The sequence below is a fragment of the Nonomuraea sp. MG754425 genome (assembly GCF_021699195.1).
Classification (GTDB): Bacteria; Actinomycetota; Actinomycetes; order Streptosporangiales; family Streptosporangiaceae; genus Nonomuraea.
Window position 1 is genome coordinate 1 of record NZ_SSXE01000148.1, and the last position, 25019, is coordinate 25019.

Here is a 25019-nt window from a genome sequence, read left to right on the forward strand (position 1 = left end):
CGTGGGGGCGCGCCGGTCGGAGGGCACGGGGCGGTAGCCGGTGCCGGGCAGTCCGAGGGCGTCCGTGATCCGGGCGCGGACCAGCGCGTCCAGCGGCGCGCCGCCGGCCAGCTCGGCCAGCCGGCCCGCCATGATCATGCCGACGTCGCTGTACAGGTACGGCCCGCCGACCGGGTGGATGACCGGCGTGCGCACCATGGCGGCCATCCGCGTCCGCGCGTCCGCGCCGGGCAGCTCCAGGTGGATGCGGCGGCCCGGGGGCAGGCCCGCCGTGTGCGTGAGCAGGCGGCGCGGGGTGATCCGCGGATCGGCCCCGGGGATCCGGCCGGCGACCGGCTCGTCGAGGTCCAGCAGCCCGTCCTCGGCCAGCGAGAGCAGCACGACCGTGGTGTACAGCTTGCTGACCGAGGCCAGGTCGAAGACGGAGTCGCGGCGCGCCGGAGGACGCCGCGCGGCCAGGGTGCCGCGGGCGTCGGCGTAGCGGACCAGTTCCCCGGCGGCGGCCGAGGCCACCACCGTGCCGTCCATGGCGATCAGCGCGACCGCCGCCGGGCAGACGCCTGGCACGCGGTCGGCCAGGATCGCCGTCAGCCGGTCGTTCATCCCCCTGCCCCTGTCCCCATGTGCCCCCTGCCGTCCGCGCCCCTGAGGCGGACGCTCAGCCGCTGAGCGCCTCGCTGAGGCGCTCGCCGTGCGACTCCAGCAGCGCGCGGGCGCCCGCCGGGTCGAGGCCGTGCCGGATCATCAGCACCGCGATCTTCGCCTGGCCGTCGGCGGCGTCCAGCGCCTTGCCCGCCGTCTCGCTGTCGGCCCCGGTGATGTCGCTGACGATGCGCAGGGCCCGGCCGGCGAGCTTGTTGTTCATCGCCGACATCTCGATCATCTTGTTCCCGTACGTGCGGCCCAGCTTGACCATCGAGATCGTGGAGATCATGTTCAGCACGAGCTTCTGCGCCGTGCCGGCCTTCAGCCGGGTCGAGCCGGTGACGACCTCGGGCCCCACGACCACCTCGATGGCGTGCTCGGCGGCGGCCGACAGGGGCGCGTCGTCGTTGCACGACAGGCCGACCGTGAGCGCGCCCCGGCTCGCGGCCTCGGCCAGCGCGCCCAGCACGAAGGGGGCCCGGCCGCTGGCGGACACGCCCACCACCGAGTCGAGCGGTCCCACCTCCAGGTCCCGCAGCGCGGCGGCGCCCGCCTCGGCGTCGTCCTCCGCGCCCTCGACCGACCGGGTCAGCGCGTCGAGGCCGCCCGCGATCACACCCTGGACCAGGGACGGGTCGGTGCCGAACGTGGGCGGGCACTCGCTGGCGTCGAGCACGGCGAGGCGTCCGGACGTGCCGGCGCCGACGTACATGAGCCGTCCTCCCTCCGTCATCCGGTCGGAGATCGCGTCGATGGCGGCCGAGATCGACGGGATGGCCACCGCGACGGCGGCGGGCACGGCGGCGTCGGCCTGGTTCATCAGCCGGGCGACCCGCTCGGTCGGCAGCCGGTCGATCTGGCTGTAGCGGGGATCGCTCTGCTCGGTGGACAGCTCGGGTAGCGGATCAATCATGTCGCTAATTTCCACCCTCTACTTCTCTCTTGTAAATATCTTTCAGACAATGGGTTCATGCCGCATGTGAGAACCGGAGCCGAACGGCTGGCCGCGGATCCCGCCCTGGCGGGTGGCGCGCGACTGGGCCTGATCACCAACCCCACCGGGGTGCTGCCCGACCTGACTCCCACAGCCGACGCGCTGCTGGCCTCGGGGGTGCGGCTGACCGCGCTGTTCGGGCCCGAGCACGGCCTGCGCGGCACCGCGCAGGCGGCCGGCGCCGAGGGCGACGCCGTGGACGCGCGGACCGGGCTGCCCGCCTACGACACCTACGAGCTGTCCGGGCCGGCCCTGGACCGCGTTGTGGCGGCGTCCGGCGTGGACACGCTCGTCTTCGACATCGCCGACGTGGGCGCCCGCTTCTACACCTTCGTCTGGACCATGTACGACCTCATGGAGTCGGCCGCCCGCCTCGGCCTGCGGTTCGTGGTGCTCGACCGGCCCAACCCGCTGGGCGGGATCGTCGAGGAGGGCCCGCCGCTCGACCCCGCGTTCGCCAGCTTCGTGGGCCGCTTCCCGCTGCCGCTCAGGCACGGCAGGACCGTGGGGGAACTCGCCGTGCTGTTCGGCTTCGACGTGGACCTGACGGTCGTCGAGATGGAGGGCTGGCGGCGGGACATGACCCACGCCGAGACCGGCCTGCCCTGGGTGCTGCCCTCGGTCAACATGCCGACCCCGGACACCGCCCTGGTCTACCCGGGCACCGGGCTCATCGAGGGCACGAACTTCTCCGAAGGACGCGGCACCACCAGGCCGTTCGAGCTGATCGGGGCCCCGTACGCCGACGAGCGGCTCGCCCCGGCGCTGACCGCGCTGGGCCTGCCGGGAGTGCGGTTCAGGGAGACGTGGTTCACGCCCACGTTCCACAAGCACGCCGGCACCCCCGTACGCGGGGTGCAGCTCCACGTGCACGACCGCGACGCCTTCCGGCCGGTCCTGACGGGCCTGAGCCTGCTGCACGTGGCACGTTCCCTGTACCCCGGCGACCTGCGCTGGCAGGGCCCGGACCTGTTCATGGACCGCCTGTGGGGCTCCGGCACCCTGACCAGGTGCCTGGAGGCCGGCGAGGACCCGCGCGAGCTCTGCCCGCCACCGGGCCGCCCCCGGGGACCGCTGCTCTACCCGTGAGATCATCACGCCAGATCGCGCCGGTAGAGCCAGAAGACGCGCTCCGCCCGCGCGCCCACCGCGCGCGAGTAGAACCGCAGCGGCCCCACCCATCCGATCTGGGCCTCGGCCTGGCCGGCGGCCCGCTGCTCGGCCAGGCACCTGCGCAGCAGCACCCGGCCCAGGCCCAGGCCGCGCGCGTCCGGGGCGGTGCCCATGGGGCCGAACCAGGACGGCCGCGCCCCCCAGGCGGCGAACCCCAGGACGCGCCCGTCGCGCTCGGCGTAGTGCAGCCCGGTCGCGTTGAGCGCCTCCCAGGCCCACCGCTCGTTCCAGTGCTCCCCGACGAACGCGGCCACCCGCTCCCGGTCCCCGCCGGCGGGCGTACCCGGAGAAGCGGGGCCGGCCGACCGCACGGAGACACCCGCCCGCTCCAGGCGCGCCAGGTCGTCCTCGACGGACAGGTCCACGCCCAGGTCGGCCGTCATGTTCCAGGCCACGTGGTAACGCTCGTAGCCCAGGCTCTCGGCCAGGCAGGCGGCGGCGGTGTAGCGCACGTCGATGCCGGGCCAGGCGTAACAGGGCGGATTCCCGGCGAACCGGGCCTGCCGCGCGCCCTCGGCGCGCAGCCACTCCTCGGCCGCGCGCACCAGCGCCCGGCCCCGCCCCTCGCCCCTCGCCTCGGGACGCACGGCCAGCAGGTCGATGTGCCCGACGCCCGGATCCTTGCCGGACATCGAGGCCATCACCACGCCGCCGGGCACGGCCAGGGCCGTCCAGCGCCGCCCGGACGGAGGCCGCGACAGGCGTCCGACCAGGGCCGCCGCCTCCCCGGCGTCCAGCGTCAGCGCGGCCTCGGCGATCCCGGCCGCCTCCGCGAGCTCCGCCGCCCCGACGACCGCCATCACACCTCGCTCATCGGGCGGGCGATCACGTCGCGCCGCGCGGGGTGGAAGCACGCGTGCTCCTGCGGCGCGCCGGTCGTGATCTGCAGCAGCGGGCGCTCGCTCGCGCACCGCTCGTCCCGGAAGGGGCAGCGGCGGGCGAACAGGCAGCCCTCGTCCGACTGGCTCTCGTCCAGGGACTCCAGCGGCACCACCGGCTGCTCGCCCGGCCGCTCCAGGCCGTGCAGCACCGGGATGGCCGACAGCAGCGACTGCGTGTACGGGTGCACCGGGTCGGCGATGATCGTGTCCACCGGCCCGCGCTCGACGACCTGGCCGCGGTAGATGACGTACAGCTCGCCGTCGGCGCCGATGTAGCGGGCCGTGGCCACGTCGTGCGTGATGAACAGCACGCTCACGCCCAGCCGCTCGCGCAGGTCCTTCAGCAGCGCCAGGATGCCCAGCCGGAGCGAGACGTCGATCATCGAGACCGCCTCGTCGGCGACCAGCATCTCCGGGTCCACGGTCAGCGCGCGGGCGATGACCACGCGCTGGCGCATGCCGCCGGAGAGCTGGTGCGGGTAACGCGCCAGCACCGTGCCCGGGTCCAGCCCCACCAGCGTCAGCACCTCGGCCGCCCGCTCCTCCATCCACTGCCGCGAGCGCCCGGTCTGCTTGGCGCGCAGGGCCAGCGGGGCGTGCAGGGTCTGGTGGACGGTCCTGGTCGGGTTCAGCGCCGAGTACGGGTCCTGGTGGATCATCTGGATCTTGCGGAAGTGCGGCTGGCGCTGCTTGGTCGTGAGCGCCGACATCGGCTCGCCGCCGATCGCGATCTCGCCCTCGTCGTACGACTCCAGCCCCGCGATGATCCGCCCCAGCGTCGTCTTCCCGCACCCGGACTCGCCGATGAACGAGGCCGCGCCGCCCTTGGGGATGGAGAAGTCCACGCCCCGCAGCGCCCGCACCTCGCGGGCCCCGAGCAGCTTGCCGCGCTGCTTGAAGGTCTTGACGACCCCGGTACCGGTGATCATGCGTGCTCCTTGTCCAGCGTGCCCGGCTCCGCGACCGGCGCGGTCACGGCGTGGCAGGCGACGATCCGGGGACCGTCGGCGGTGGGCTCGGGATCCACGGTGTCGCACACGTCCATGCGCGACGGGCAGCGCTCCCTGAACACGCAGCCCTCCTTCGGCACGGTGGCCAGCGCCGGCGGCCGGCCCGGCAGCGCCCGCGCCTCGTCGATGTCGCCGACGAGACGGGGGATGGCCTTGATCAGCCCTTGGGTGTACGGATGCCGGGGCGCGCCCAGCACCTCCCTGGTGGGCCCCTGCTCGACCAGCCGGCCGCCGTACATGACGGCCAGCCGGTCGGCCACCTCGGCCACCACGCCGATGTCGTGCGTGATGACCAGCGTGGTCAGGCCGCGCTCCGCGTGCACCTCGCGGACGATCTTCAGGATGTTCGCCTGGGTGATCATGTCGAGCGCCGTCGTGGGCTCGTCCAGGACGACCAGGTGGGCGTTGAGCACCAGCGCCAGCATGATGCCGACGCGCTGGCGCATGCCGCCGGACAGCTCGTGCTGGTGCGAGTCGAGCACCCGGGCGCCGTCCAGGCCCATCCGGCCCAGCAGCTCCCTGGCCTCGCGCACCAGGCCGCGCAGGTCGTCCACGCCGTGCGAGCGGCCCAGGTCCAGCAACTGCTTGCCCACCGTCTTGAGCGGGTTGAGCGAGTTCTGGGCGGCCTGGAAGACGTACCCGATGTGCTTGCCGCGGGCCTTGCGGAGCTGCTCGCCCCGCAGGCCGGTGACGTCGCCGAGCCCGTCGATCTCGACGCTGCCCGCCGCGATCCTGCCGGGCGGCTGCACGGCGTTGAGCAGCGACAGCGCCAGCGTCGACTTGCCCGAGCCCGACTCGCCGACGATGCCGGTGATCGAACCGGGCTCCAGCCTCAGGCTGACACCTCGGACGGCGGGCAGCTCGCCCGCGGGGGTCTTGTAGACGACCGTCAGGCCGTCGATGCGCACTCCCGGCGCTTGATTGGCCACGTGTCCTACTCCTCCCGCAGCCGGGGGTTGAAGATCTCGTCCATGGCGTCCACCACCAGGACGATGCCGAGCGTCAGCAACAGGATCGCCAGCAGCGGAGCCAGCAGGTAGCCGAGCGCGGACGGGGTGATCATGGCGCCGGCCTGGAAGACGGCCAGGTTCAGCATGACGCCCCAGTTGTCCGACTCGTACGGCAGCACGCCCAGGAAGAACAGTCCCACCTGCGCGTACACCGCGCCGGTGACCGAGATGAGCATGTTCATCGCGATGTACGGCGCCATGCTGGGCAGCAGTTCCCTGCCGATGATGTGCGTCGTGGACAGTCCCAGCCCGCGCGCCGCCTCGATGAAGCCCCGCTCGCGCAGCGACAGCGTCTGCGAGCGCACCGCCCGCGCCACGCCGCCCCAGCCGAGCAGACCCAGCACCAGGCCCATCTGGAGCGGGCTGCCGAACTGCCACACCGTCGCCAGCACCAGCAGCAGCGGCAGGCCGGGGATGGTGAGCTTCATGTCGGTCACCCGCATCAGGACGGTGTCCCAGCGGCCCCGCTTGAACCCGGAGAACAGGCCGATCCCGGTGCCGACGACGACCGTGATGAGCGCGGTCACCGCGGCGGTCAGCAGCACGTACCGGGAGCCGCTGATGACCAGCGAGAGCACGTCGCGCCCCTGCGGGTCGGTGCCGAACCAGTGCTCCCAGCTCGGTGGCTGGGTGATGGCGTTGGTGTCGCCGGGCAGGTGCTCGGGCAGCAGCATCGGCCCGACCACGGCCATCAGCACGAAACCGATGAGGATCAGCACACCGGCCATCCGGCTGGGCTTGCGCCGCATCACCCGCCACACGCCGCGCCAGAAGTTGCGCCGCATGGTCGAGGAGGCCGACGCGGCCTCCGGCACGAGCGTGGCGCTCATGACGCCCCCTCTCCGCCGCGGACCCTCGGGTCGATCACGGTGTAGAACAGGTCGGCCACGATGTTGGCGACGATGGTGGCGGCCGTGATCAGCAGGAAGGCGCCGCTCATCAGAGCGTAGTCACGATCCTGGACGCTGCCGATGAGCAGCCAGCCGAGCCCCGGGTAGTTGAAGATCTTCTCGATGAACACCGCCCCGCCGAGCAGCAGGCCCAGTGACAGGGCCAGCAGCGTGAACAGCGGCAGGATCGCGTTGCGCGCGATGTAGCGGAAGACGATCGAGCGCTTCACGCCGCGCAGTTCGGCCGCGAGGATGAAGTCGTCGCCGAGCACGGTGACCACGCTGGACTTCATCGCCAGGATCCAGCCGCCGTACGCCGACAGCGCGTACGTCAGGACCGGCAGGACGGCGTGCTCGGCCAGTGAGCCGAGGTAGCCGGCGTTGAAGCCGGGTTCGAACAGGATGTCCACCGACCCGTCGGCGGGCAGGATCGGGATCAGCGTCGCGAAGATCACCACGAGCAGCATCGCCAGGACGTACTGCGGGATGCCGTGCAGCAGCGAACCGGAGATGGCCAGGGCGTCGCCCAGCTTGCCGGTGCGCTTGATGGCCGCGAAGACGCCGAGGATGATCCCGACGAGGAAGCTGAGCAGCGTGCCCGCCAGCACCGGTAGAACGGTCCACTTGGCGGCCTCGCCCAGCACCTCCAGCACGGGCGTGCCCGGCCTGGTGACGGAGACGCCGAGGTCGAGGCGGAACAGGCCCGACAGGTAGTCGGTGTACTGCTGCCACATCGAGCCGTCCGGCTGGAAGCCGTACAGGACCTTCACGGCCTGCTTGGCCGCCTCCGGCGACATGCCTCCTTCGATGAGCTTCTCGTACCGGGCGGCCATGGGGTCGCCGGGGATGTTGTTGACGATGAAGAAGGTGATCGTCGCAACTACGAGGATCATGACGAGCCCGCGGGCCAGGTGGCCCGCGAGTCGCCGTGTGATGAGCGTCATAGGCTACTGCTTCGCCTTGATCAGACCTTGCTGGATCCACACACCGGACATGAGCACATTGCCACCTCCGCGCAGGAGCTCGTCGTCGTGCGGCCAGCCGGTGAACCGGTTGTTGTTGACGAACTGGGTGTTGACGTAGTCCCAGAGCTGGATGACCGGCAGGTCCTGGTTGGCGGCCAGGGCGAGCTGGGCCATGATCGGCTTGGCCTCCTCGGCGCCGACCGAGTTCAGCTTGCCGGTCAGCTCACCGGGGTTGACCTTCTCGCCGCCGACCTCGATCTCCTCGGAGCCGCCCATCCAGTTGCCGTTCTTGCCGGCCGCGGAGTGCGACACCTTGTTGCCGACGTTCGTCCAGCCGTTGGAGGCGCCGTAGAGGCGCTGGAAGATGTCGTACGGCGCGGGGCCGAGCGCCATCAGCCAGAAGCCGACGTCGTACTTGCCGGCCGCCAGCTCCTGCAGGTACAGCGGGTAGTCGGCGGTCGTGACGACCTCGGCGTCCACGCCGGCCGTGACGAGCTGGCTCTTGATGTTCTCCTGGGCCGCCAGCCAGTCGGAGAAGCCGGAGGGCGCGTGCATGGAGACCTTCCACGCCGAGCCGTCGGCCAGCGTCCACTTGCCGTCCTTCTTGGCCAGGCCGGCCTTCTTGAACTCCTCCTCGGCCTTGGCCACGTCCGGCTTGTACGGCTCGAGCTGCGGCACCGTCTCCGGGATCCACGCCTGCGCGGCCTTCTGGTGGATGCCGCTGGTCGTGGCGGCCGCCGTGCCGCCCTCGGGCGAGGCGACCTTGGTGACCTGCTCGCGGTCGATGAGGTAGGCCAGGCCGCGGCGCACGTGCACGTTGTCGTACGGCTTCTTGGACTGGTTGAAGGCCATGCCGACGGCGACGGGGGAGTAGCCCCTGATGACCTCGTTGCCGGAGGCCGCCTCGATGCGCTTCATCACGTCACTCGGGGTGGCGGTGAAGCCGGCCTGGTCGAGCTTGCCCTGCGTGAGGTAGTTCCAGATCTGCTCGTTGCCGGTGTAGTTGAGGAACTTCACCTGCGCGGGCGCGACGTTCGCGGCGTTGAAGAAGTTCTTGTTCTTGACCAGCAGCGCCTCGGACGGGTTGACCCGCTCCAGCACGAACGGACCGGCGGAGACGTCCTTGGGCGGGGCGAAGGCGATGACCTTCTCGCCCAGGGCGGTGACCTCCTCGCGGGCCTTCTCGGCGTCGCCGCCCTCGCCGCGCGCGCTCTTCAGCTTGTCCCAGAAGTCGGTGGGCAGCACGCTGCTCCACACGTGCGCGGGCAGGACGGTGGTGTCGAGCACGCCGCGGGCGAACTTCGGGCTCGGGTTGGCCATGTCCTGGGTGATCTTCAGGGTCTGCGGGTCGACGACCTCGACGTCCGCCGCCGCGCCGGCCGCGCCGGGCGTGATCGAGAAGGCCGTGCTGCCCTGCGTGTAGGCGATGCCGATGGACATTCTGACGTCGTCGGCCGTGACCGGCTGTCCGTCGGACCACTTGGCGTTCGGCTGGAGTTTCAGCGTGATCGACGAGTTGTCGGGCGCGATCTCCCAGCTCGCCGCGATGCCGGGTGTGGCCTGGTTCGGGTCGGTCAGGTGGTTCTTGACCCAGGCGATCCGCATCGCGTTGTAACCCACGAAGGAGTTGCCCTTGGGGTTGTACGGGTTGGCCGGCGCCGTTGCTTCGAGACCTGGCCTGGTCACGTCAATCGTGGTGAAGAGCCCGCCGCCGCCGCCACCGCCGCCGCCGCCCGAGCCGGGTGTGTTGGTCGAACCACCGCTGCACGCCGCAGTCGTGGTGGCAAGGCCCAGCAACGCCACTACCGCTGCCAGTCGCTTCATTTGCCGCTCCGGGGGATGTCTCTAGGGATTGAGCCGGACATTACGATCGCGCCATGCGAGCGTCAATAATCTCCAGATGTTGTGAGGCTAATGTAACTTTCCTTCATCAGTGTACGAACCGGTGCTAATCGCCACCAAGTTTTACCTCAGTCCATGATCAGGACGGCTGCCCCGCTGACCCGGTCGGCCGCCAGGTCACCCAGCGCCCGGTCGGCCTCGTCGAAGGCGTACGGGGCCGTCGTCACGCGCGGCGGGCGCGCCAGCGCCAGCTTCAGATAGGCCCGGCCGTCGGCCCGTGTGTTGGCGGTCACGCTGCGTAGCGTGCGCTCCTGGAACAGGTGCCGCTCGTAGTTCAGCACCGGGATGTCGGTCAGGTGGATGCCCGCCACGGCCAGCGTCCCGCCCCTGTCCAGGGCCTCCAGCGCCGGCGGCACCAGCTCGCCCACGGGCGCGAACAGGATGGCCGCGTCCAGCGGCTCAGGCGGCCGGTCCCCGGCCGAGGCCGCCCCCAGCTCCAGGGCCAGCCGCCGCGAGGCGGCCGACCTGGAGACCGCGTGCACGGTCGCGCCCTGGGCGATGGCGGCCTGCGCCGTCAGGTGGGCCGAGGCACCGAACCCGTAGATCCCCAGCCGCCCGCCCTGCGGCAGATCACACCTGGACAGCGCCCGGTAGCCGATGATCCCCGCGCACAGCAGCGGCGCCAGCTCCACGGCCGGCCGGTCGGAGGGCAGGGGGTAGACGTAGTCCGCGGGCGCGACGACGTACTCGGCGTACCCGCCGTCGGCGTCCCAGCCGGTGTAGGTCGAGCGGGGGCACAGGTTCTCCATGCCCCGGCGGCAGTACCGGCACGTGCCGCAGGTGGAGCGCAGCCAGGCCACGCCCACCCGCTCGCCGGTGCCCTCGACCCGGCCGACCACCTGGTGGCCGGGGGAGGTGCGGGGCCGCCGCGGGGCCAGGTCCCCCTCCGCCAGGTGCAGGTCCGTCCGGCACACCCCGCACACCTCGACCTTCACCAGCACCTCACCCGGACCGGGCCGCGGCACGTCCCGCTCGACCAGCCTCAGCGGCCCGGACGCCATCGGCCCCGGCCGGTCCACCACCCAGGCGCGCATGTCAGGCCGACAGCCGGGAGAACGCCAGTTCGGCGTAGAGCGCGGTGCCGTCGGGCAGCACCGAGTCGTCGAAGACGGCCTCGGGCGAGTGGTTGTACGGCGCCGTCGCCGGGTCCCGGTCGGGCGCGCAGGCCCCCAGGAACGCGAACGCGCCCGGCACGTGCTCCAGCACGTACGAGAAGTCCTCCGAGCCCATCACCGGCTGCGGCGCGACGAAGTAGCGGCCGGGCCCGAACAGCTCGCCGGCCGTCCTGCCCAGGAACTCCGCCTCGGAGCCGTCGTTGACGGTCACCGGGTAGCCCGTGGTGAACGACGGCTCCACCTCCAGCCCGTGCGCCGCCGCGACGCCCTGCACGACCTCCACCAGCCGCCGCATGGCCAGCGCCCGGTTCTCCTTGCTGAAGGTCCGCAGCGTCGCCTCGAACCTGGCCTCGTCCGGGATCACGTTGTCGGCCGACCCGGCGTGGAAGCTGCCCACCGTCACCACGACCGGGTCGAACACGTCGAACGACCTGGTCACCATCGTCTGCATCGCCGTCACCATCTCGCAGCCCGCCTGGATCGGGTCCAGCGAGCGGTGCGGGCTCGAACCGTGCCCGCCGCGCCCCCGCACCGTCACGCAGAACGTGTCGGCCGCCGCCATCAGCGGCCCGGACCGGGACGCGAACAGCCCCCGCGGCAACATCGCCGACACCACGTGCAGGCCGTAGGCCGCCACCGGACGCGCGCCCGCGGCCTCCAGCACGCCCTCCTCGATCATGTGCCGGGCCCCGTAGTGCCCCTCCTCGCCCGGCTGGAACATGAAGATCACATCGCCGGCCAGCTCCTCGCGCCGCGCGCTCAGCAGGTGCGCCGCCCCCGCCAGCATGGCGGTGTGCAGGTCGTGCCCGCAGGCGTGCATCTGGCCGGGCAACTGGGAGACGTAGGGCAGGTCGTTCTTCTCGGTCACGGGCAGGGCGTCCATGTCGCCCCGCAGCAGCACCGCGGGGCCCGGCCGGCCGCCGCGCAGCACCGCGGTGACCGAACTCGCCGCCGTGCCCGTCTTGATCTCCAACGGCAGGCCCTCCAGCGCCGCGAGCACCTTCTCCTGGGTGCGCGGCAGGTGCAGGCCCAGCTCGGGCGTGGTGTGCAACGAGTGCCGCAGACGGACCAGTTCGTCCCGCATGTCCTGGGCGGATTCAATGAACGACATGAGGAACATTTGTTCATGTGCCGGGCGGGAAGTCGATAAGGCGCGCTCGGTACGATGACCACGTGACTCAGCGTAAGCGGATCGACTCCTGGTTGTCCGACATGGACGGCGTGCTCGTCCACGAAGGACGACCGGTCCCAGGTGCGGACGAATTCATCAAGCGGCTCAGCGAGTCCGGCAAGAAGTTCCGGGTCCTGACCAACAACTCGATCTACACCCAGCGCGATCTCTCGGTGCGTCTGGCGGGCGCGGGCCTCGCCGTGCCGCCCGAGTCCATCTGGACCTCCGCCCTGGCCACCGCCCAGTTCCTCGACGACCAGCGGTCCGGCGGCTCGGCGTACGTGATCGGCGAGGCGGGCCTGACCACGGCCCTGCACGAGGTCGGCTACGTGCTGACCGACCTCGGCCCCGACTACGTGGTGCTCGGCGAGACCCGGACCTACAGCTTCACCCAGATCACCCGCGCGATCCGGCTCATCGAGGGCGGCGCCCGCTTCATCGCCACCAACCCCGACCCGATCGGCCCCTCCACCGAAGGATCCCTGCCGGCCTGCGGCGCCGTGGCCGCCATGATCACCAAGGCCACCGGCGTCGAGCCTTACTTCGTCGGCAAGCCCAACCCGCGCATGATGCGCAGCGCGCTCAACGAGATCGAGGCCCACAGCGAGACCACGGCCATGATCGGCGACCGCATGGACACCGACATCATCTCGGGCATGGAGGCCGGGCTGTTCACCATCCTCGTGCTCACCGGCGTCACCCAGCGCCACGAGATCGACCGCTTCCCCTACCGGCCCTCCCTGGTCGTCGACTCGGTCGCGGACCTGATCGACCTCATCTGACCCGCCCCGCGAACCTGACGCCCCCTGACAGGTACGAATGGCAGGGTGAGGCCCATGACCCGCGTCTACCTGGAGATCGGCCCCAAGAAGGTGTTCGCCTGCTCGCTCGACTGGCCCGGCTGGTGCCGGATCGACCGGAGCGAGGAGGCGGCCCTCGACCGGCTCATGGACTACGTCCCCCGCTACCGCGTGATCGCCGAGCGGGCCGGGACGGTGTTCGAGCCGGACGACCCCGTGGTCGTGGCCACGGTGCCAGGGCGGGCGACGACCGACTTCGGCGTGCCGTACCAGGTGCCGGACCTGGATCTGGAGCCGCTGCCCGGCCCCGAGGCCGAGCGCTCGGTGGCCCTGCTGCGCGCCGCCTGGGAGCTGTTCGACGAGGTGGCCGCCGTCTCCCCGGAGGAACTGCGCAAGGGCCCGCGCGGCGGCGGCCGGGACCTGACGAAGATCGTGGCGCACGTCTCGGAGGCCGAGCGCTCGTACGCCAGGATGGTCGGCGTGCGGCACGGGCCGTACCGGTCGCCGGGGGACCGGGAAGCGATGCGGGCCGAACTGGCGCAGGTGCTCGCCCGCCCCTGGGAGCCGCCGCCGGTCACGAAGTGGCCGCCCCGGTACGCGCTGCGGCGCACCGTCTGGCACGTCGTCGACCACCTGTGGGAGATCGAGGACCGCCGCTAGCCGGGTAGAGGTTTCTTCCACCGGCTCGCGCTGGCTCTCGCCCCATTTCGGGTGGTCGGACGGGGGATGCGGCCCCGATTCCGGCCGCCTGTGGTGGAAAGAACCACACCCCCGCTTTTCCTCCTGCTCGCGTCGGCCCTTGACTGCCTGCGACCATGTGTTGACGGTAGGCGTACGGCGAGTAAAGGCGGGCGTGCGTGGACATACGGGCGGAGATCCTCGACCTGAAACTCCGGGTCGACGATCTCGAGACCGCCACGGAGCGGGTCAAGGAGTCGAAGGAGCAGGAGGAGCTCCTGCGCGAGGTCATCGCGCGAGCCAAGAAGCTGCAGACCGAGATGGCGGCCCTGCGGATCGAGCTCGCCGAGGCCCGCACCGGGCTCGGGGAGGAGGTCGCGGCGGTCGGCACCGAGGTCGAGGGAGTCAGGAGGGCGGTGTCGCAGCCGCCGGCCCGGCCGGGCGGTGGGCCGGACGACGAGAGCGACGTGCGCGCGGAGATCGCCGTCGAGTTCGCGGTGATCCGCACGGAGATCGAGCACGAGTTCAACTTCCTCCGGTCCGAGGTCATGGACCTGGCCATCAAGCTCGACCGCCTGATGACCGACAAGGACTGACCCGGCAGACTGACGGGCTCGGACGGCCGCGCGGAGGGGGCGCGGACGTTCGAAGGGGCCGCGCGGGCGTGCGGAGAGGTCGCGGGCCCGCGAAGTGCCGTGCGCCCGTTCGGAGGCGTCGCCGGCCTGCGAAGGGCCGTGCGGGGGGCCGAGGGTGGTGACGGTGTTCGGTCAGAGGGAGAGGGCCGGTTCCATCAGTTTCGCCGGGCAGAGCTGGCGGATCACGTCGCGCACCTGGGCGCGCAGGTCGGCGGCGGCCAGACGGCCGTCCTCGCCGAAGTGCGGGTAGTTGGGCGCGATCACCAGCTCGGCCCCCATCACGACCGCGCCCGCCCCCAGGAGCTGCTTGTACAGCTCCGCCTGGGCCCACATGGCCCCGCAGGCCCGCGCGCTCGCGCTCATCACCGCCACGTGCTTGCCCGGCAGGCACGCCAGCGCCGACAGCCAGTCCAGCGCGTAGGTCAGCTCCATCGGCAGCAGGCTGTGCTCCGGGGCCGTCAGCAGGATCGCGTCGCCGCCGGTGACCAGCGTGACCAGCTCCCGCACGGGAGCCGGGACGGGCCCGGGGTGGCAGGCGGTGATCTCGTCCAGACCCCGCCACACCTCGAAGCCGACGCCGGGCGGCAGCTCGCCGCCCGCCGAGTCGAGCAATCGGGTGATGAATGACCCCGCGTGGAGACTGGCGGCAATCCCGATGATTTTCACCCTATGCTCCCCAGGGGTTCCAGTAGTTACCGAGAACCTGCCCGATGTACCGGATGTCCAAGACCAGCTCCGGGTCAAGAGGCGCACAGGCTTCGCCGTCCGAGGGAGTGTCGCGCACCCGCCGCGACACCCGTGCCGCACCGCCCGGCGGGGGCGTCCGCTCGCCTGGACGGTCTGCTTCTCATCCCCGGCGAACGATGAACGCGCCCGAATGGCCATTCTTCCCAAATGAACTCATTGGCGAGGCGTTGAGCCTGCTTTGAATTGGTCGGAGAAATCCACGATAGGCTTCATTGTTAATCCGCAAGGCCCGCCCCTGCGACAAGAGCAGTGAGGGGGAATCGCAATGTCGAAGCCCAAGGCCGGTCTGAACGCGATCCCCGCCGCATTTCTCATGTTCGCCGGGCAACCGCCCGTGTTCGCGGACGCGGCCGGCGAACGTGACCGGGGTCCCGACACCTGGATCACCAACCCGATCACCGGCGGACAGCTCTTCGTCGCCATATCTGACGGATGTCGCTTCAACATCGAGAACCCTGAGTGCGTCCTCGGCTCACGCGTTCGGCTGGGTGCTCGGATCGGCGGAAACTACAGCGCCTTCTTCTTCGAGACCCCGCCCGGCGGCGGCGCGGACCAGATCAAATGGACCAGTCTGAACGGCACGAAATGCCTGGATGTGGCACGTGACGGTAAGGCCAACGGCACCCCCGTGGTCCTGTGGGGTTGTCATGGAGGCCCCAACCAGCAGTGGCAGACGCAGGCGTTCTACAAGGGCCCTCACAAGGGTTTCAAAATTCTCGTGAGCGTCAGCAGCGGCAAATGTCTCGACGTCGAAAACCCGGCTTACCCGGGCTGGCCGCGTCCGGACGCTCCGCTGCAGATATGGGACTGCTTCCATCCCACCGAGCTTCGGAAGGCGGCGAACCGCGTCAACCAGGTCTGGGAATACCGGCAAAGGTAGCGCTCCGCCGGCGAGACGAAGCGGGCGAACGGCGACGCGGGTGGAAATGCCGCGGGGTCGCTCGCCGCCCCGCCGCCGCGCGTCGCGGCGGGGCCGGTGGCGTCCCGTGAACGGCAGGCGCGGGGCTACTGGCGGGCCGCGGCGCGGGCCCGGCGCTCCTCGCGGCGCTCCACGAACTTGGCGGCCGTGACGTCGGTCCGCTGCAGGAACTCCGAGAGCTCGTCGCGGGCCTTCTCGCCGTCCGCGTCCAGCCCGGTCTTGTCGAACACCGACCACTGCCGCAGCACCGGCATGAGGACGTCGTCCAGGTGCAGGCGCAGGTCGTAGATGCCCTCGTTCGCGATGATCAGGGCCTTGCGGGCGAAGCCGTCCATGCCCTGTCCGGGCATCTGGAACGTGGTCACCACGTCGGTCACCGCGCGCATGGTCTGGTTCGGGTCGAGTTCGAAGGCCGCCTTGAGCAGGTTGCGGTAGAAGAGCATGTGCAGGTTCTCGTCGGCGGCGATCCTGGTGAGCAGCCGCTCGCAGCCCTCGTCGCCGGAGGCCCGGCCGGTGTTGCGGTGCGCGATGCGGGTGGCCAGCTCCTGGAAGGAGACGTAGGCGAGCTGCTGGAGCATGGTGCCGTACTCGGTGGTGAAGCCGCTCTCCATGTGCTTCATCCGGGCCCGCTCCAGGGCCACGGGATCGACCGCGCGCATGACGGTCAGGTAGTCGCGCAGGGCGGTGCCGTGCCGGTCCTCCTCCGCGGTCCAGCGGTGCACCCAGGTGCCCCAGGCTCCGTCGCGGCCGAAGGTGGAGGCGATCTCGTGGTGGTAGCTGGGGAGGTTGTCCTCGGTGAGGAGGTTGACGATGAGCGATACGCGGGCCGCCTCGGGGATCTTGGAGTCCCCCTCCTGCCACGCCTCGCCCCCGTAGATGCCGTCGAAGTTACGGCCTTCGCTCCACGGGATGTACTCGTGCGGGAACCACTCCTTGGCCATCTTCTCGTGCCGGTTGAGCTCCACCGCCACGACAGGCTCGAGCTCGTGGAGCAGCTCCGTCTGAGTCATCGCCATAAAAGATCTTCTCCTTCAGGTTACGGTACCGTAGGTTAGGCTACCCGAAGGACATAGCGGTCAAATAAGGTATGGGTATGCGACCCAGTGTCCGCGGTGTCCTGCTCGACCATGAGGAGCGCCTGGTGCTCTTCCGGCGTACCGTACCCGGCCGTGCCCGCTACTGGAGCGTTCCCGGCGGCCACGTGGAACCCGAGGACGACTCCCTGGAGGACACCCTGCACCGCGAGCTGCTGGAGGAACTGGGGGCGACGGTCTCCGACGTGACGTTCCTGGTGACCGTGTCGTACCCGTGGCAGGGCGAGGTCAAGACGCAGCACGTCTTCGGCTGCCGGCTGGTGTCCATGGACCCGGAACTGCGGCACGGGCCCGAGTTCGAGGACCCGTCACGAGGGCTGTACGAGGTCGAGCGGGTGCCGCTGCGGCGCACCGAGATCTCCGCCCGCAACCTGGTGCCGGAGGCGGTGGCCGGCTACCTGTCCGCCAACATCACGGACCTGCCCCGCCTCATCGGCTGACGGGAGCCACCGGGTCAGGGGTCGCGGCGCAGGCGCTTGACGTCCGAGCGGTGCTTCTTGGCGGAGATCCGGCGCTCGACCGCGCCCCGGCTCGGCTTGGTGGGCCGCCGCCGCTTGGGCGGCGGCGCGACGGCCTCGCGCAGCCGTTGCGCCAGGCGGTGCGCGGCGGCCTCCCGGTTGCGCAACTGGGAGCGGTACTCGGACGCGGCGATCGTGATGACGGACGACCCCAGCCGCTCCAGGGCGCGCGCCTTGAGCAGGGGCGGCAGCGCCGTGCTCGCGGCCACGTCGAACGTCAGCTCCACCCGGCTGTCGGTGGTGTTGACCCCCTGACCGCCCGGGCCCGACGAACGGGAGAATCGCCAGACGAGCTCGATGTCGGGGATGACGATCGAGTCGTTGACGACCAGCGGGCCGGGCATGCGCGGAACTCCTGTCCTCGAAACGACGCGTTGTTGGGAATGTCACCGTACCTGGCTGGTATATGTCGCCCGCAATCGCATTTTCCGCACCGGGCCCGGCGGTTGACGGCCGCCGGAGACCGGCGTATGCAGATATGCGGCCAACGAGATCACGGGGAGGCGCGGTGGCCGGCATCGTCGGCGTGCACGGGATCGGCAAGTACAACTACTACCTGGAGGCGGGCGGGTCCGCGGTGGGGGCGGCCGAGGCCATGCGCCGCAAGTGGGACCGCTACTTACACCTGGGGCTCGGCGGCGAGCAACGGCCGTACTTCGCCGAGATCGCCTACTTCTCCCACCTCCTGAACGACGGCCGCCCCGGCGACGAAGTGCCGAAGAAGGCCGCCGCCATGGAGCTCCAGAGCCAGCAGGTGCTGGCCGACTGGGCGCGGCAACTCGGCGTGGGCGAGCACGTCACGGGGGCGCTCAAGTCGCTGACCGGCTGGCTGCTGGAGCGGCTGGACACCAGGTCGGCGGCGTTCGCCAAGCTGTTCGCGCCCGAGGTGGCGGCCTACCTCACCGACCAGGCCAGGCGGGAGAAGTCCCGGCAGGCGGTGGCCGAGTGCATCAGGAAGAACCGGCCGAGGGTGGTCATCGCCCACTCGCTCGGCAGCGTGGTCACCTACGAGGCGCTGTGGGCCAACCCCGACCTCAAGGTGGACCTGCTGCTGACCCTCGGCAGCCCCCTGGGCATGCGCAACGTGATCTTCGAACGGCTCCTGCCCGCCCCCGTCAACGGCCGCGGCGAGCGTCCCAGGGGCGTCGGCCGCTGGGTGAACATCGCCGACAAGGACGACATCGCCGCCATCCCGCCCGCCCTGGCCGCCAGCTTCACCGGCGTGGACGTCGAGCAGCTCGTCAACCTCGACTGGATCGACTTCCACACCGTCCGGAAGTATCTGGGCTGCCCGGCGCTCGACCCGCATCTGCGACCATTCCTGGCATGACGTGGATAGTCTTCGACTACGGCGGCGTGCTGTCGCTGCCCCAGCCCGAGTCCGACGCCGAGGCCATGGCGCGGGTCGTGGGAGCCGATCCGGCGGAGTTCGGCCGCGGTTACTGGGCACACCGGCTCGAGTTCGACCGGGGCAGCCTGACCCCGCACGCCTACTGGGCGGCCGTCCTCGGCCGGCCCGCCACGCAGAGCGAGGTGGCCCGGCTGGTCGCCATGGACGTCGCGAGCTGGGCCTACCCCGACCGCGGCACGGTCACCCTGCTCGACGAGCTCCTCGACGCCGGGCGTGACGTGGCGCTGCTGTCCAACGCGCCCGTGTGCGTCGGTGACGGCCTCGACCAACTGCCCTGGATCGCCGCCATCGGGCACCGCTTCTACAGCGGCAGGATGGGTCTGGTGAAGCCCGACAGGGAGATCTACGACGAACTCGCGCGCGGGCTCGGGGCCGACCCCGCCGAGATCGTCTTCATCGACGACCGTCCCGAGAACGTCGAGGGCGCCGAGCGCGCCGGGATGACCGGCGTGCGCTTCACCGGGGCCGCCGACCTGCGCGCGGCGCTGCCGCTCGCCGCTCCCTGACCAGGCCGCACAGGAGGGCGCGAGGCCGGTCGCACGCTGACCGACCCGTGCTGTTCACCCGCGCTTGACTCCGTTGTCACGGCGGAGTCAGCGCAGGTGGACATACCTGGGGACGTGGACCGCAGAGCCTTCCTGACAGCGGCGACAGCCGGCCTCCTCCTCCCGCAGCCCGCCGCCCCGGCGGCGGCCGCGTCCGCCTCCAGAACCCTCCGATCCGACCCGTTCACGCTGGGCGTGGCCTCCGGCGACCCCTCCACCGACGGCTTCGTCCTGTGGACCAGGCTGGCCGCCGACCCGCTCGGCGGCGACGGCCGCGGCGGCATGCCCTCCCGCGACGTGGAGGTGGACTGGCAGGTCGCCACGGACGAACGCTTCGCCAAGGTGGTCAGGTCCGGAACGGTCACCGCCAGGGCCCGCGACGCCCACAGCGTGCACGTCGAGCTGAACGGGCTGGAGCCGGGACGGGACTACTTCTACCGGTTCAGGAGCCAGGGCCGCCTCTCGCGGGCCGGACGCACCAGGACCACGCCGGTGGGGGAGACGCCGCTGGCGTTCGCGGTCGCCGCGTGCGCGCACTACGAGCACGGCTACTACACCGCCTACCGCCGCCTGGCCGAGCAGGAACCCGACCTGGTGGTCTTCCTCGGCGACTACATGTACGAGTACGGCCCCAGCGGCTACACCGCCCTGGCCGGCCGCGTCCGCACCCACACGCCGGGCAAGTGCCGCACCCTCGCCGACTACCGTCTGCGGCACGCCCAGTACAAGAGCGACCCCGACCTGCAGGCCGCGCACGCCGTCGCGCCCTGGCTGATGTCGTTCGACGACCACGAGGTGGAGAACAACTGGGCGGGCCGCGTCTCCAGCACCGGCGCGGGCGACTTCGAGCAGCGGCGCGCGCGGGCCTTCCGCGCGTACTACGAGAACATGCCGCTGCGCCGCGCCAGCCTCCAGGGGGCCGTGCTCAAGGTGAACCGGCGCGTCTCCTGGGGCACGCTGGCGCGCTTCCACCTGCTCGACACCCGGCAGTTCCGCGACGACCAGGCCTGCCTGGACGGGGTGCGCTCAGGCTGCGACGAACGGCTCGCACAGCGGCGCACGCTGCTCGGAGCCGACCAGTGGCGCTGGCTGGAGAGCGGCCTGAACGCCTCCACCACCCGCTGGAACCTGCTCGGCCAGCAGATCATGGTGGCCCAGCGCGACTTCAAGGTCGGGCCGGGCCGCGAGGTGAACCTGGACTCCTGGGACGGGTACGCGGCTGAGCGCACCCGGCTGCTGGACTCCCTGGCGGGCACGCCGAACCCCGTCGTGCTCACCGGCGACGCCCACATGCACCACCTGGCCGAGCTCAAGAAGGACTTCGACGACCCCGACTCGCCGGTGGTGGCCAGGGAACTGGTGGCCTCGTCGATCGCCAGCGACGGCGACGGGTACCGGGACCGCACGTGGATCTCCGAGGCGCTCCAGGAGAACCCGCACTTCTCCTACATCGACCAGCGGCGGGGCTACCTGATGGCGCGGCTCACCGGTGACGAGCTGTCGGTGGACTTCCGGACCCTCGACCACATCTCCCGCCGGGGTGCGCGGGCCAGGACCGCGCACCGCCTCACGATCCCGGCCGACACCGGCGCGTCGGCCGCGGCGCGGGCGGCGGCACCCCGCGTCGGCTGAGCGGATTCCCGCCGCGTTCAGGCACGCTCGCCCGGCTGAACGTCCGCTGGGAGCTTGCTGAGGATCCGCTCAACCCTTCTGTCCCATCTGGTGAGACCCGGCCGGACTCCGGATGGCAGATCTGCCGGAGTCCGGCCGGGCGGGCCGGTCCTGGTGGGCGGATGGTCCCGTACGGACCGGCCGGCTCAGGCGCGCGGGCGGCGGCTCCCGCCCGGCGTGGGGTCACGCCTCAGGCCAGCTCCCGTCGGGGAACTCGCCCGACGTGGTGCCCGACATGACCACCTGGTCCGTCTCGGCCAGCCCGGAGACGACCTCCACGTACTGGTCGCCGCGCACCCCGGTGCGGACGACCCTGGCCACGTCCTGGCCGCCGGAGCGGACGGTGACCACCTGGGTGCCGTCCGAGCGGTTGCGCACCGCCGTCGCCGGGACGTAGACGGCGTCCCTGGCCTGGTCCGTGGTGACCGTCACCGAGGCGCTCTGGCCCAGCATCAGCCCGGCCGGCGGCGCGTCGAAGGCCAGGGTGACCGGGTAGCGGACGAGCCGGCCGGACACGGTCGCGGTCGGCGCGATGGCCGTCACCGTCCCCTCGTACTGCTCGCCGTTCCTGGTGGCCAGGGTGATCCGGGCCTGCTGGCCGAGTTTGAGCCGGTTCACGTCGGACTCGGTGACCAGGGCGGAGACCTGGAGCTCGTCCAGGTCGCCGAGGCTGATGAAGGTTCCGGTGCCCGCGGTGTCGCCGGCCCGGCCGCCGACCGACAGGATCGTGCCGGCCGCGGGGGCCACGATGCGGGTGCCCCGCACGGCGTCGGCGGCCTCCTCCAGGGCGGCCTCGGCGCGGTCCACGTTCGCGGCGGCCTGCTCCTCGGTGCTCCCGCCCCTGGCGGCGCTCTGCCCGGTGCCGGGGTTCCCACCGGTCGCCGGGGCGCCGGTGCCGGTGCCGCCCTTCGTGCCGCCCCTTGTGTCGCAGGTGCTCTGGGACGGGCGGGCGCTGGTCGTGGGCTTGCCGCTCGCCGACGGCTTCGCGCTGGCGGAGGGCTTGGCAGCGGCCGTGGGACGGGCGGAGCCGGACGGATCGGCGTCCGCCGTGGGGGAGCCGGTGGCGGACGGCCCGCCGCCGTTCCCGTCGCCCCCGATCCCGGTCCCGCCGCCGGTCGGGGTGGCGGTGACCGTCGTGGTGACGGTGGTGACGACCGTGGCCGTGGCGGTCACCGTGACCGTCACCGTGGGCTGGGGTTCTGGGGTGGTCGTCGGGTCCGGCGTGGGTTCGGCCGTCGGGCCGGTGCCGGACCGCTCAGCGGACGGCCGGGCGGTCGGGCCGAGCACGCCGCCACCGGCCGCACCCTGGGCCGCACCCTGGGCCGCACCCGTGGAGTGGGGCGCGGGCACCCCGGTCACCACACCCGCCGGAGCCGCCGTGCCGGACGGGGACGGGGCAGGTGTCACCCCGGTCGCCTTGCCCGACGGGGACGGGGTCGCAGCCCGTGAGGTCGTGCCGGGGGTCGCGTCGCCACCCGCCGGGGCGCAGGTCGCGCCCGCGCCCCGCGACGACGTCCCGCCGCCGGTGCCGGCGGACGACGACGTCGAGGTCCCGCCGCCGGTTCCGGCCGACGACGGCGTCCCGCCGCCGGTCCCCGTGGAGGCGGACGTGCCGGCGCCCGAGGACGCCTGCTCCAGCGCCTCCTGGGCGGCGGCCAGATCGGCCTTGGCCGCCGTGTGCGCCTCGCGCGCCGCCCGTCCGTCGATCCTGGCCAGGACCTGGCCCTTCTTCACCTTGGCCCCGACCTTGACGTACACCTTGGTCAGCGTCCCCGAGGAGGCGAACGCCAGGTCCCTGCGCGAGCCGTCCACGGTGTTCCCCGCCGCGCTCACCGAGGCCGTGACCTGGCCGCGCGCGGCCGAGGCCAGCCGTGCCTGGACGGTGGGCGGGGTGTCGTCGCGCAGCGCCAGCGCGAGGCCGGAGCCGGCCACGAGCACGGCGAGGGCGAGCCCGCCCAGCGCGAAAGTCGGTCTCATGACCGCACATCCTGTCCCAGCAGTATCGCGCCAGCCTGCGAGCCCCCTCAGAGTTACCTGGGAGCCCCCGGGCGGCGGCGGGTTCCCAGCGGACGTTCAGCTTGCTCGCGGCTGCGGCGCAGCATCGTGTGCAAGGGTCCTCGCTCGTGAAGGTGTCGATGAGGCGCAGAGCGCTGATGACCAACGGAGCGCTCGTGCTGCTCCTGCTGGGCGGCGCCGGGCTCGCCTATGCGCAGCTCGGCACGGGACAGGCCGCCGGTGAGACCACCGTGCGCACGGTGAGCGCGAGCCGCGGCTCCGTGACCGCCTCGGTGTCCGCCTCGGGCGCGGTCGAGAGTTCCCGGTCCAGGGCGCTGTCGTTCGGTACGAGCGGGACCGTGGAGAAGATCTACGTCAAGGCCGGGGACAAGGTCGCCAAGGGCGACCTCCTGGCCAGGCTGGACGACTCCGCCGTCCAGGAGAGCCTGTCGGCGGCCAAGGCCACGTACGACAGCGCCGTCGCCGACGGGACCGGCACGGCCCAGCTCTACGCCGCCTACGTCAAGGCCCGCAACGCCTACCGGGAGGCCCAGCGCACGGTCGCGGCCACCGTGCTGAAGGCGCCGTTCAAGGCCACGGTCACGGCGGTGAACGGCTCGGTCGGCGGCACGGCGGCCGGCTCCGGGGCCGGCTCCGGTTCCGGTTCCGGTTCCAGCGGCGGCACGGGCGCGGCCGGGTCGTCCGGCTCGTCGGGCTCCTCCGGTTTCGTCGAGCTGGCCGACACCGCCAAGCTCCAGCTCGTCGGAACCTTCACCGAGTCGGACGTCGGCAAGCTCAAGCTGGGCCAGGAGGCCACGGTCACGTTCGACGCGCTGCCCGGCGTGACGGCCGCGGGCGAGGTCACCCAGATCGAACCGGTCGCCGCCACCAGCGACAACGTCGTGCAGTACCCGGTCACGGTCACCTTCACCAAGGTCCCCGCCCAGGTCAGGCTGGGCCAGACCGCCACCGTCGAGGTCGTGGTCGGCCAGGCCGAGGACGTCGTCACCGTCCCGTCCACGGCGATCGCCACCAGCGGCGGCCAGACCACGGTCACCGTGCTCAAGGACGGCCGGCAGACCAGGACGCCCGTCGAGGTCGGCGTGCGGGGCACGACCATGACCGAGATCAGGTCCGGCGTGTCGGAGGGCGACCAGATCGTGCCCCCGTCCACGACCGGCACCACGGGCACCGGCGGCGGGCAGCGCCAGTTCGGCGGCGGCGGAGGCTTCCCCGGCGGCGGCGGCATGCCCGGCGGCGGCCCTGGAGGCGGGCGATGACGGCCGCCGAGCCCGTACCGGTCCTGCGCGTGCGGAACCTGGTCAAGGAGTACGGCGAGGGCGACGCCAGGGTGCGCGCCCTGCGCGGCATCAGCCTGGACGTGCTGCGGGGCGACTTCGTCGCCATCATGGGAGCCTCCGGCTCCGGCAAGTCCACCCTCATGAACATCCTGGGCTGCCTCGACGTCCCGACCTCCGGCACGTACCTCATCGACGGCGCGGACGTCGGCCTGCTGGACGAGCACCAGCTCGCCGTCCTGCGCAACCGCAGGGTCGGGTTCGTCTTCCAGTCGTTCAACCTGATCCCGCGCATGAGCGCGCTGGCCAACGTGGAACTGCCGCTCGTGTACGGCGGCGTCGGCCAGGCCGAGCGGCGCGCGCGGGCACTGGCCGCGCTGGAGCAGGTCGGCCTGACCGACCGCGTGCACCACGAGCCCAACCAGCTCTCCGGCGGCCAGCAGCAGCGCGTGGCCGTGGCCAGAGCGCTGGTCACCGCGCCCGCGCTGCTGTTGGCCGACGAGCCGACCGGCAACCTCGACACCGCCTCGACCGGCGACGTCCTGGACATCATGGACCGGCTCAGCGCGTCCGGCCGCACGATCGTGCTGATCACGCACGAGGACGACGTGGCCGCGCACGCCAAGCGGGTGATCAGGCTGGTGGACGGCGAGATCGTCGAGGACCGCCGGCAGGCGCCGGTGGACGGCCCGCCGCCGCGGCTCCTGGACAAGGACAAGGCGGCCACGACGTGAACCAGATCGAGATCCTCCGCTTCGCCCTGCGCGGCCTGCTCGCCAACAAGATGCGCAGCGCGCTGACCACGCTCGGCATCCTCATCGGCGTGGCCGCCGTGATCATGCTGGTCGCGGTCGGTGAGGGCTCGTCGCAGAGCATCCAGCAGAACATCCAGCGGCTCGGCGCGAACACGCTCACCATCTCCCCGTCCTTCTCGGGCGGCGGGGGCGGGGGC

At 71.8% G+C, this 25019-nt stretch carries 26 protein-coding genes; 12 read left to right on the forward strand and 14 right to left on the reverse strand.

Features of this window, described 5'->3' with window-relative positions; all coding sequences use genetic code 11:
- Positions 1-603, reverse strand: a 603-nt coding sequence (locus tag FAF44_RS38115) for a serine hydrolase (protein ID WP_237108227.1), incomplete at its 3' end; no start/stop codon positions are given.
- A gap of 55 nt (positions 604-658) precedes the next feature.
- Complete coding sequence (gene murQ, locus FAF44_RS38120; protein WP_237108228.1) at positions 659-1558, reverse strand: N-acetylmuramic acid 6-phosphate etherase; 900 nt, start codon at positions 1556-1558, stop codon at positions 659-661.
- 57 nt (positions 1559-1615) lie between these two features.
- Between murQ and FAF44_RS38125 the strand changes: the two genes are divergently transcribed.
- Positions 1616-2728 (forward strand): exo-beta-N-acetylmuramidase NamZ domain-containing protein, encoded by a 1113-nt coding sequence (locus FAF44_RS38125; protein WP_237108229.1) that lies wholly within the window; start codon positions 1616-1618, stop codon positions 2726-2728.
- A gap of 5 nt (positions 2729-2733) precedes the next feature.
- Here the strand turns inward: FAF44_RS38125 and FAF44_RS38130 are convergent, their stop codons facing one another.
- The 8 genes from FAF44_RS38130 to FAF44_RS38165 all read right to left on the reverse strand — a co-directional run bounded on the left by FAF44_RS38130 (position 2734) and on the right by FAF44_RS38165 (position 11696).
- A complete protein-coding gene (locus tag FAF44_RS38130; protein ID WP_237108230.1) occupies positions 2734-3612 on the reverse strand; it encodes a GNAT family N-acetyltransferase in 879 nt (292 codons plus the stop codon).
- Positions 3612-4622 carry an ABC transporter ATP-binding protein gene (locus FAF44_RS38135; RefSeq protein ID WP_237108231.1) on the reverse strand — a complete coding sequence of 337 codons (1011 nt, stop codon included), beginning with the start codon at positions 4620-4622 and terminating at the stop codon, positions 3612-3614. The genes FAF44_RS38130 and FAF44_RS38135 overlap by 1 nt, the downstream gene beginning before the upstream one ends.
- The gene (locus tag FAF44_RS38140; protein WP_237108232.1) at positions 4619-5632 is read right to left on the reverse strand and encodes an ABC transporter ATP-binding protein; all 1014 of its coding nucleotides are present in this window, start codon (positions 5630-5632) and stop codon (positions 4619-4621) included. Before FAF44_RS38140 ends, FAF44_RS38135 begins: the two co-directional genes overlap by 4 nt.
- A gap of 5 nt (positions 5633-5637) precedes the next feature.
- The gene (locus tag FAF44_RS38145) at positions 5638-6543 is read right to left on the reverse strand and encodes an ABC transporter permease (RefSeq protein ID WP_237108233.1); all 906 of its coding nucleotides are present in this window, start codon (positions 6541-6543) and stop codon (positions 5638-5640) included.
- On the reverse strand, positions 6540-7547 hold the full coding sequence (locus FAF44_RS38150) for an ABC transporter permease (RefSeq protein WP_237108234.1): 1008 nt from the start codon (positions 7545-7547) through the stop codon (positions 6540-6542). The genes FAF44_RS38145 and FAF44_RS38150 overlap by 4 nt, the downstream gene beginning before the upstream one ends.
- Positions 7548-7550: 3 nt before the next feature.
- The gene (locus FAF44_RS38155; protein WP_237108235.1) at positions 7551-9392 is read right to left on the reverse strand and encodes an ABC transporter substrate-binding protein; all 1842 of its coding nucleotides are present in this window, start codon (positions 9390-9392) and stop codon (positions 7551-7553) included.
- 146 nt (positions 9393-9538) lie between these two features.
- On the reverse strand, positions 9539-10504 hold the full coding sequence (locus FAF44_RS38160) for a zinc-dependent alcohol dehydrogenase family protein (protein ID WP_237108236.1): 966 nt from the start codon (positions 10502-10504) through the stop codon (positions 9539-9541).
- Position 10505: 1 nt separating this feature from the next.
- Positions 10506-11696 (reverse strand): M20 family metallopeptidase, encoded by a 1191-nt coding sequence (locus FAF44_RS38165; protein WP_237108237.1) that lies wholly within the window; start codon positions 11694-11696, stop codon positions 10506-10508.
- Positions 11697-11797: 101 nt separating this feature from the next.
- On the opposite strand from FAF44_RS38165, the gene FAF44_RS38170 reads away from it, so the two are divergent.
- The 3 genes from FAF44_RS38170 to FAF44_RS38180 all read left to right on the forward strand — a co-directional run bounded on the left by FAF44_RS38170 (position 11798) and on the right by FAF44_RS38180 (position 13830).
- Positions 11798-12538, forward strand: a complete 741-nt coding sequence (locus FAF44_RS38170; protein WP_237108252.1) for an HAD-IIA family hydrolase — start codon at positions 11798-11800, stop codon at positions 12536-12538.
- A gap of 54 nt (positions 12539-12592) precedes the next feature.
- On the forward strand, positions 12593-13216 hold the full coding sequence (locus FAF44_RS38175; protein ID WP_237108238.1) for a DinB family protein: 624 nt from the start codon (positions 12593-12595) through the stop codon (positions 13214-13216).
- A gap of 197 nt (positions 13217-13413) precedes the next feature.
- Positions 13414-13830 carry a hypothetical protein gene (locus tag FAF44_RS38180; protein ID WP_237108239.1) on the forward strand — a complete coding sequence of 139 codons (417 nt, stop codon included), beginning with the start codon at positions 13414-13416 and terminating at the stop codon, positions 13828-13830.
- 171 nt (positions 13831-14001) lie between these two features.
- Here FAF44_RS38180 and FAF44_RS55195 read toward each other — a convergent pair whose 3' ends face one another.
- Positions 14002-14754 carry an NADPH-dependent FMN reductase gene (locus FAF44_RS55195; RefSeq protein ID WP_272895562.1) on the reverse strand — a complete coding sequence of 251 codons (753 nt, stop codon included), beginning with the start codon at positions 14752-14754 and terminating at the stop codon, positions 14002-14004.
- Between the two features lie 127 nt (positions 14755-14881).
- Between FAF44_RS55195 and FAF44_RS38190 the strand changes: the two genes are divergently transcribed.
- On the forward strand, positions 14882-15496 hold the full coding sequence (locus FAF44_RS38190) for an RICIN domain-containing protein (protein ID WP_237108241.1): 615 nt from the start codon (positions 14882-14884) through the stop codon (positions 15494-15496).
- A gap of 125 nt (positions 15497-15621) precedes the next feature.
- Here the strand turns inward: FAF44_RS38190 and FAF44_RS38195 are convergent, their stop codons facing one another.
- Positions 15622-16551 carry an acyl-ACP desaturase gene (locus FAF44_RS38195; protein ID WP_237108242.1) on the reverse strand — a complete coding sequence of 310 codons (930 nt, stop codon included), beginning with the start codon at positions 16549-16551 and terminating at the stop codon, positions 15622-15624.
- A gap of 77 nt (positions 16552-16628) precedes the next feature.
- On the opposite strand from FAF44_RS38195, the gene FAF44_RS38200 reads away from it, so the two are divergent.
- Positions 16629-17069, forward strand: coding sequence for an NUDIX domain-containing protein (locus FAF44_RS38200; RefSeq protein WP_237108243.1), 441 nt, complete (start codon positions 16629-16631; stop codon positions 17067-17069).
- Positions 17070-17083: 14 nt separating this feature from the next.
- Here FAF44_RS38200 and arfB read toward each other — a convergent pair whose 3' ends face one another.
- Positions 17084-17491: an alternative ribosome rescue aminoacyl-tRNA hydrolase ArfB gene (gene arfB, locus FAF44_RS38205; RefSeq protein ID WP_237108244.1), complete on the reverse strand. Its 408-nt coding sequence runs from the start codon at positions 17489-17491 to the stop codon at positions 17084-17086.
- 164 nt (positions 17492-17655) lie between these two features.
- On the opposite strand from arfB, the gene FAF44_RS38210 reads away from it, so the two are divergent.
- The 3 genes from FAF44_RS38210 to FAF44_RS38220 all read left to right on the forward strand — a co-directional run bounded on the left by FAF44_RS38210 (position 17656) and on the right by FAF44_RS38220 (position 20735).
- Positions 17656-18477: a hypothetical protein gene (locus FAF44_RS38210; RefSeq protein ID WP_237108245.1), complete on the forward strand. Its 822-nt coding sequence runs from the start codon at positions 17656-17658 to the stop codon at positions 18475-18477.
- Positions 18474-19064 (forward strand): HAD family phosphatase, encoded by a 591-nt coding sequence (locus FAF44_RS38215; RefSeq protein ID WP_237108246.1) that lies wholly within the window; start codon positions 18474-18476, stop codon positions 19062-19064. Before FAF44_RS38210 ends, FAF44_RS38215 begins: the two co-directional genes overlap by 4 nt.
- Positions 19065-19178: 114 nt before the next feature.
- Complete coding sequence (locus tag FAF44_RS38220; protein WP_237108247.1) at positions 19179-20735, forward strand: alkaline phosphatase; 1557 nt, start codon at positions 19179-19181, stop codon at positions 20733-20735.
- A gap of 222 nt (positions 20736-20957) precedes the next feature.
- Here FAF44_RS38220 and FAF44_RS38225 read toward each other — a convergent pair whose 3' ends face one another.
- Entirely contained in the window at positions 20958-22751 is a 1794-nt protein-coding gene (locus FAF44_RS38225) for an efflux RND transporter periplasmic adaptor subunit (protein WP_237108248.1), read from the reverse strand.
- Positions 22752-22909: 158 nt separating this feature from the next.
- Between FAF44_RS38225 and FAF44_RS38230 the strand changes: the two genes are divergently transcribed.
- The 3 genes from FAF44_RS38230 to FAF44_RS38240 form a co-directional block, all read left to right on the forward strand.
- Positions 22910-24049, forward strand: a complete 1140-nt coding sequence (locus FAF44_RS38230) for an efflux RND transporter periplasmic adaptor subunit (RefSeq protein WP_237108249.1) — start codon at positions 22910-22912, stop codon at positions 24047-24049.
- On the forward strand, positions 24046-24801 hold the full coding sequence (locus FAF44_RS38235) for an ABC transporter ATP-binding protein (RefSeq protein ID WP_237108250.1): 756 nt from the start codon (positions 24046-24048) through the stop codon (positions 24799-24801). The genes FAF44_RS38230 and FAF44_RS38235 overlap by 4 nt, the downstream gene beginning before the upstream one ends.
- Positions 24798-25019 (forward strand): ABC transporter permease (locus tag FAF44_RS38240; RefSeq protein ID WP_237108251.1); only part of this gene is annotated, 222 nt, incomplete at its 3' end. The genes FAF44_RS38235 and FAF44_RS38240, both read left to right, overlap by 4 nt.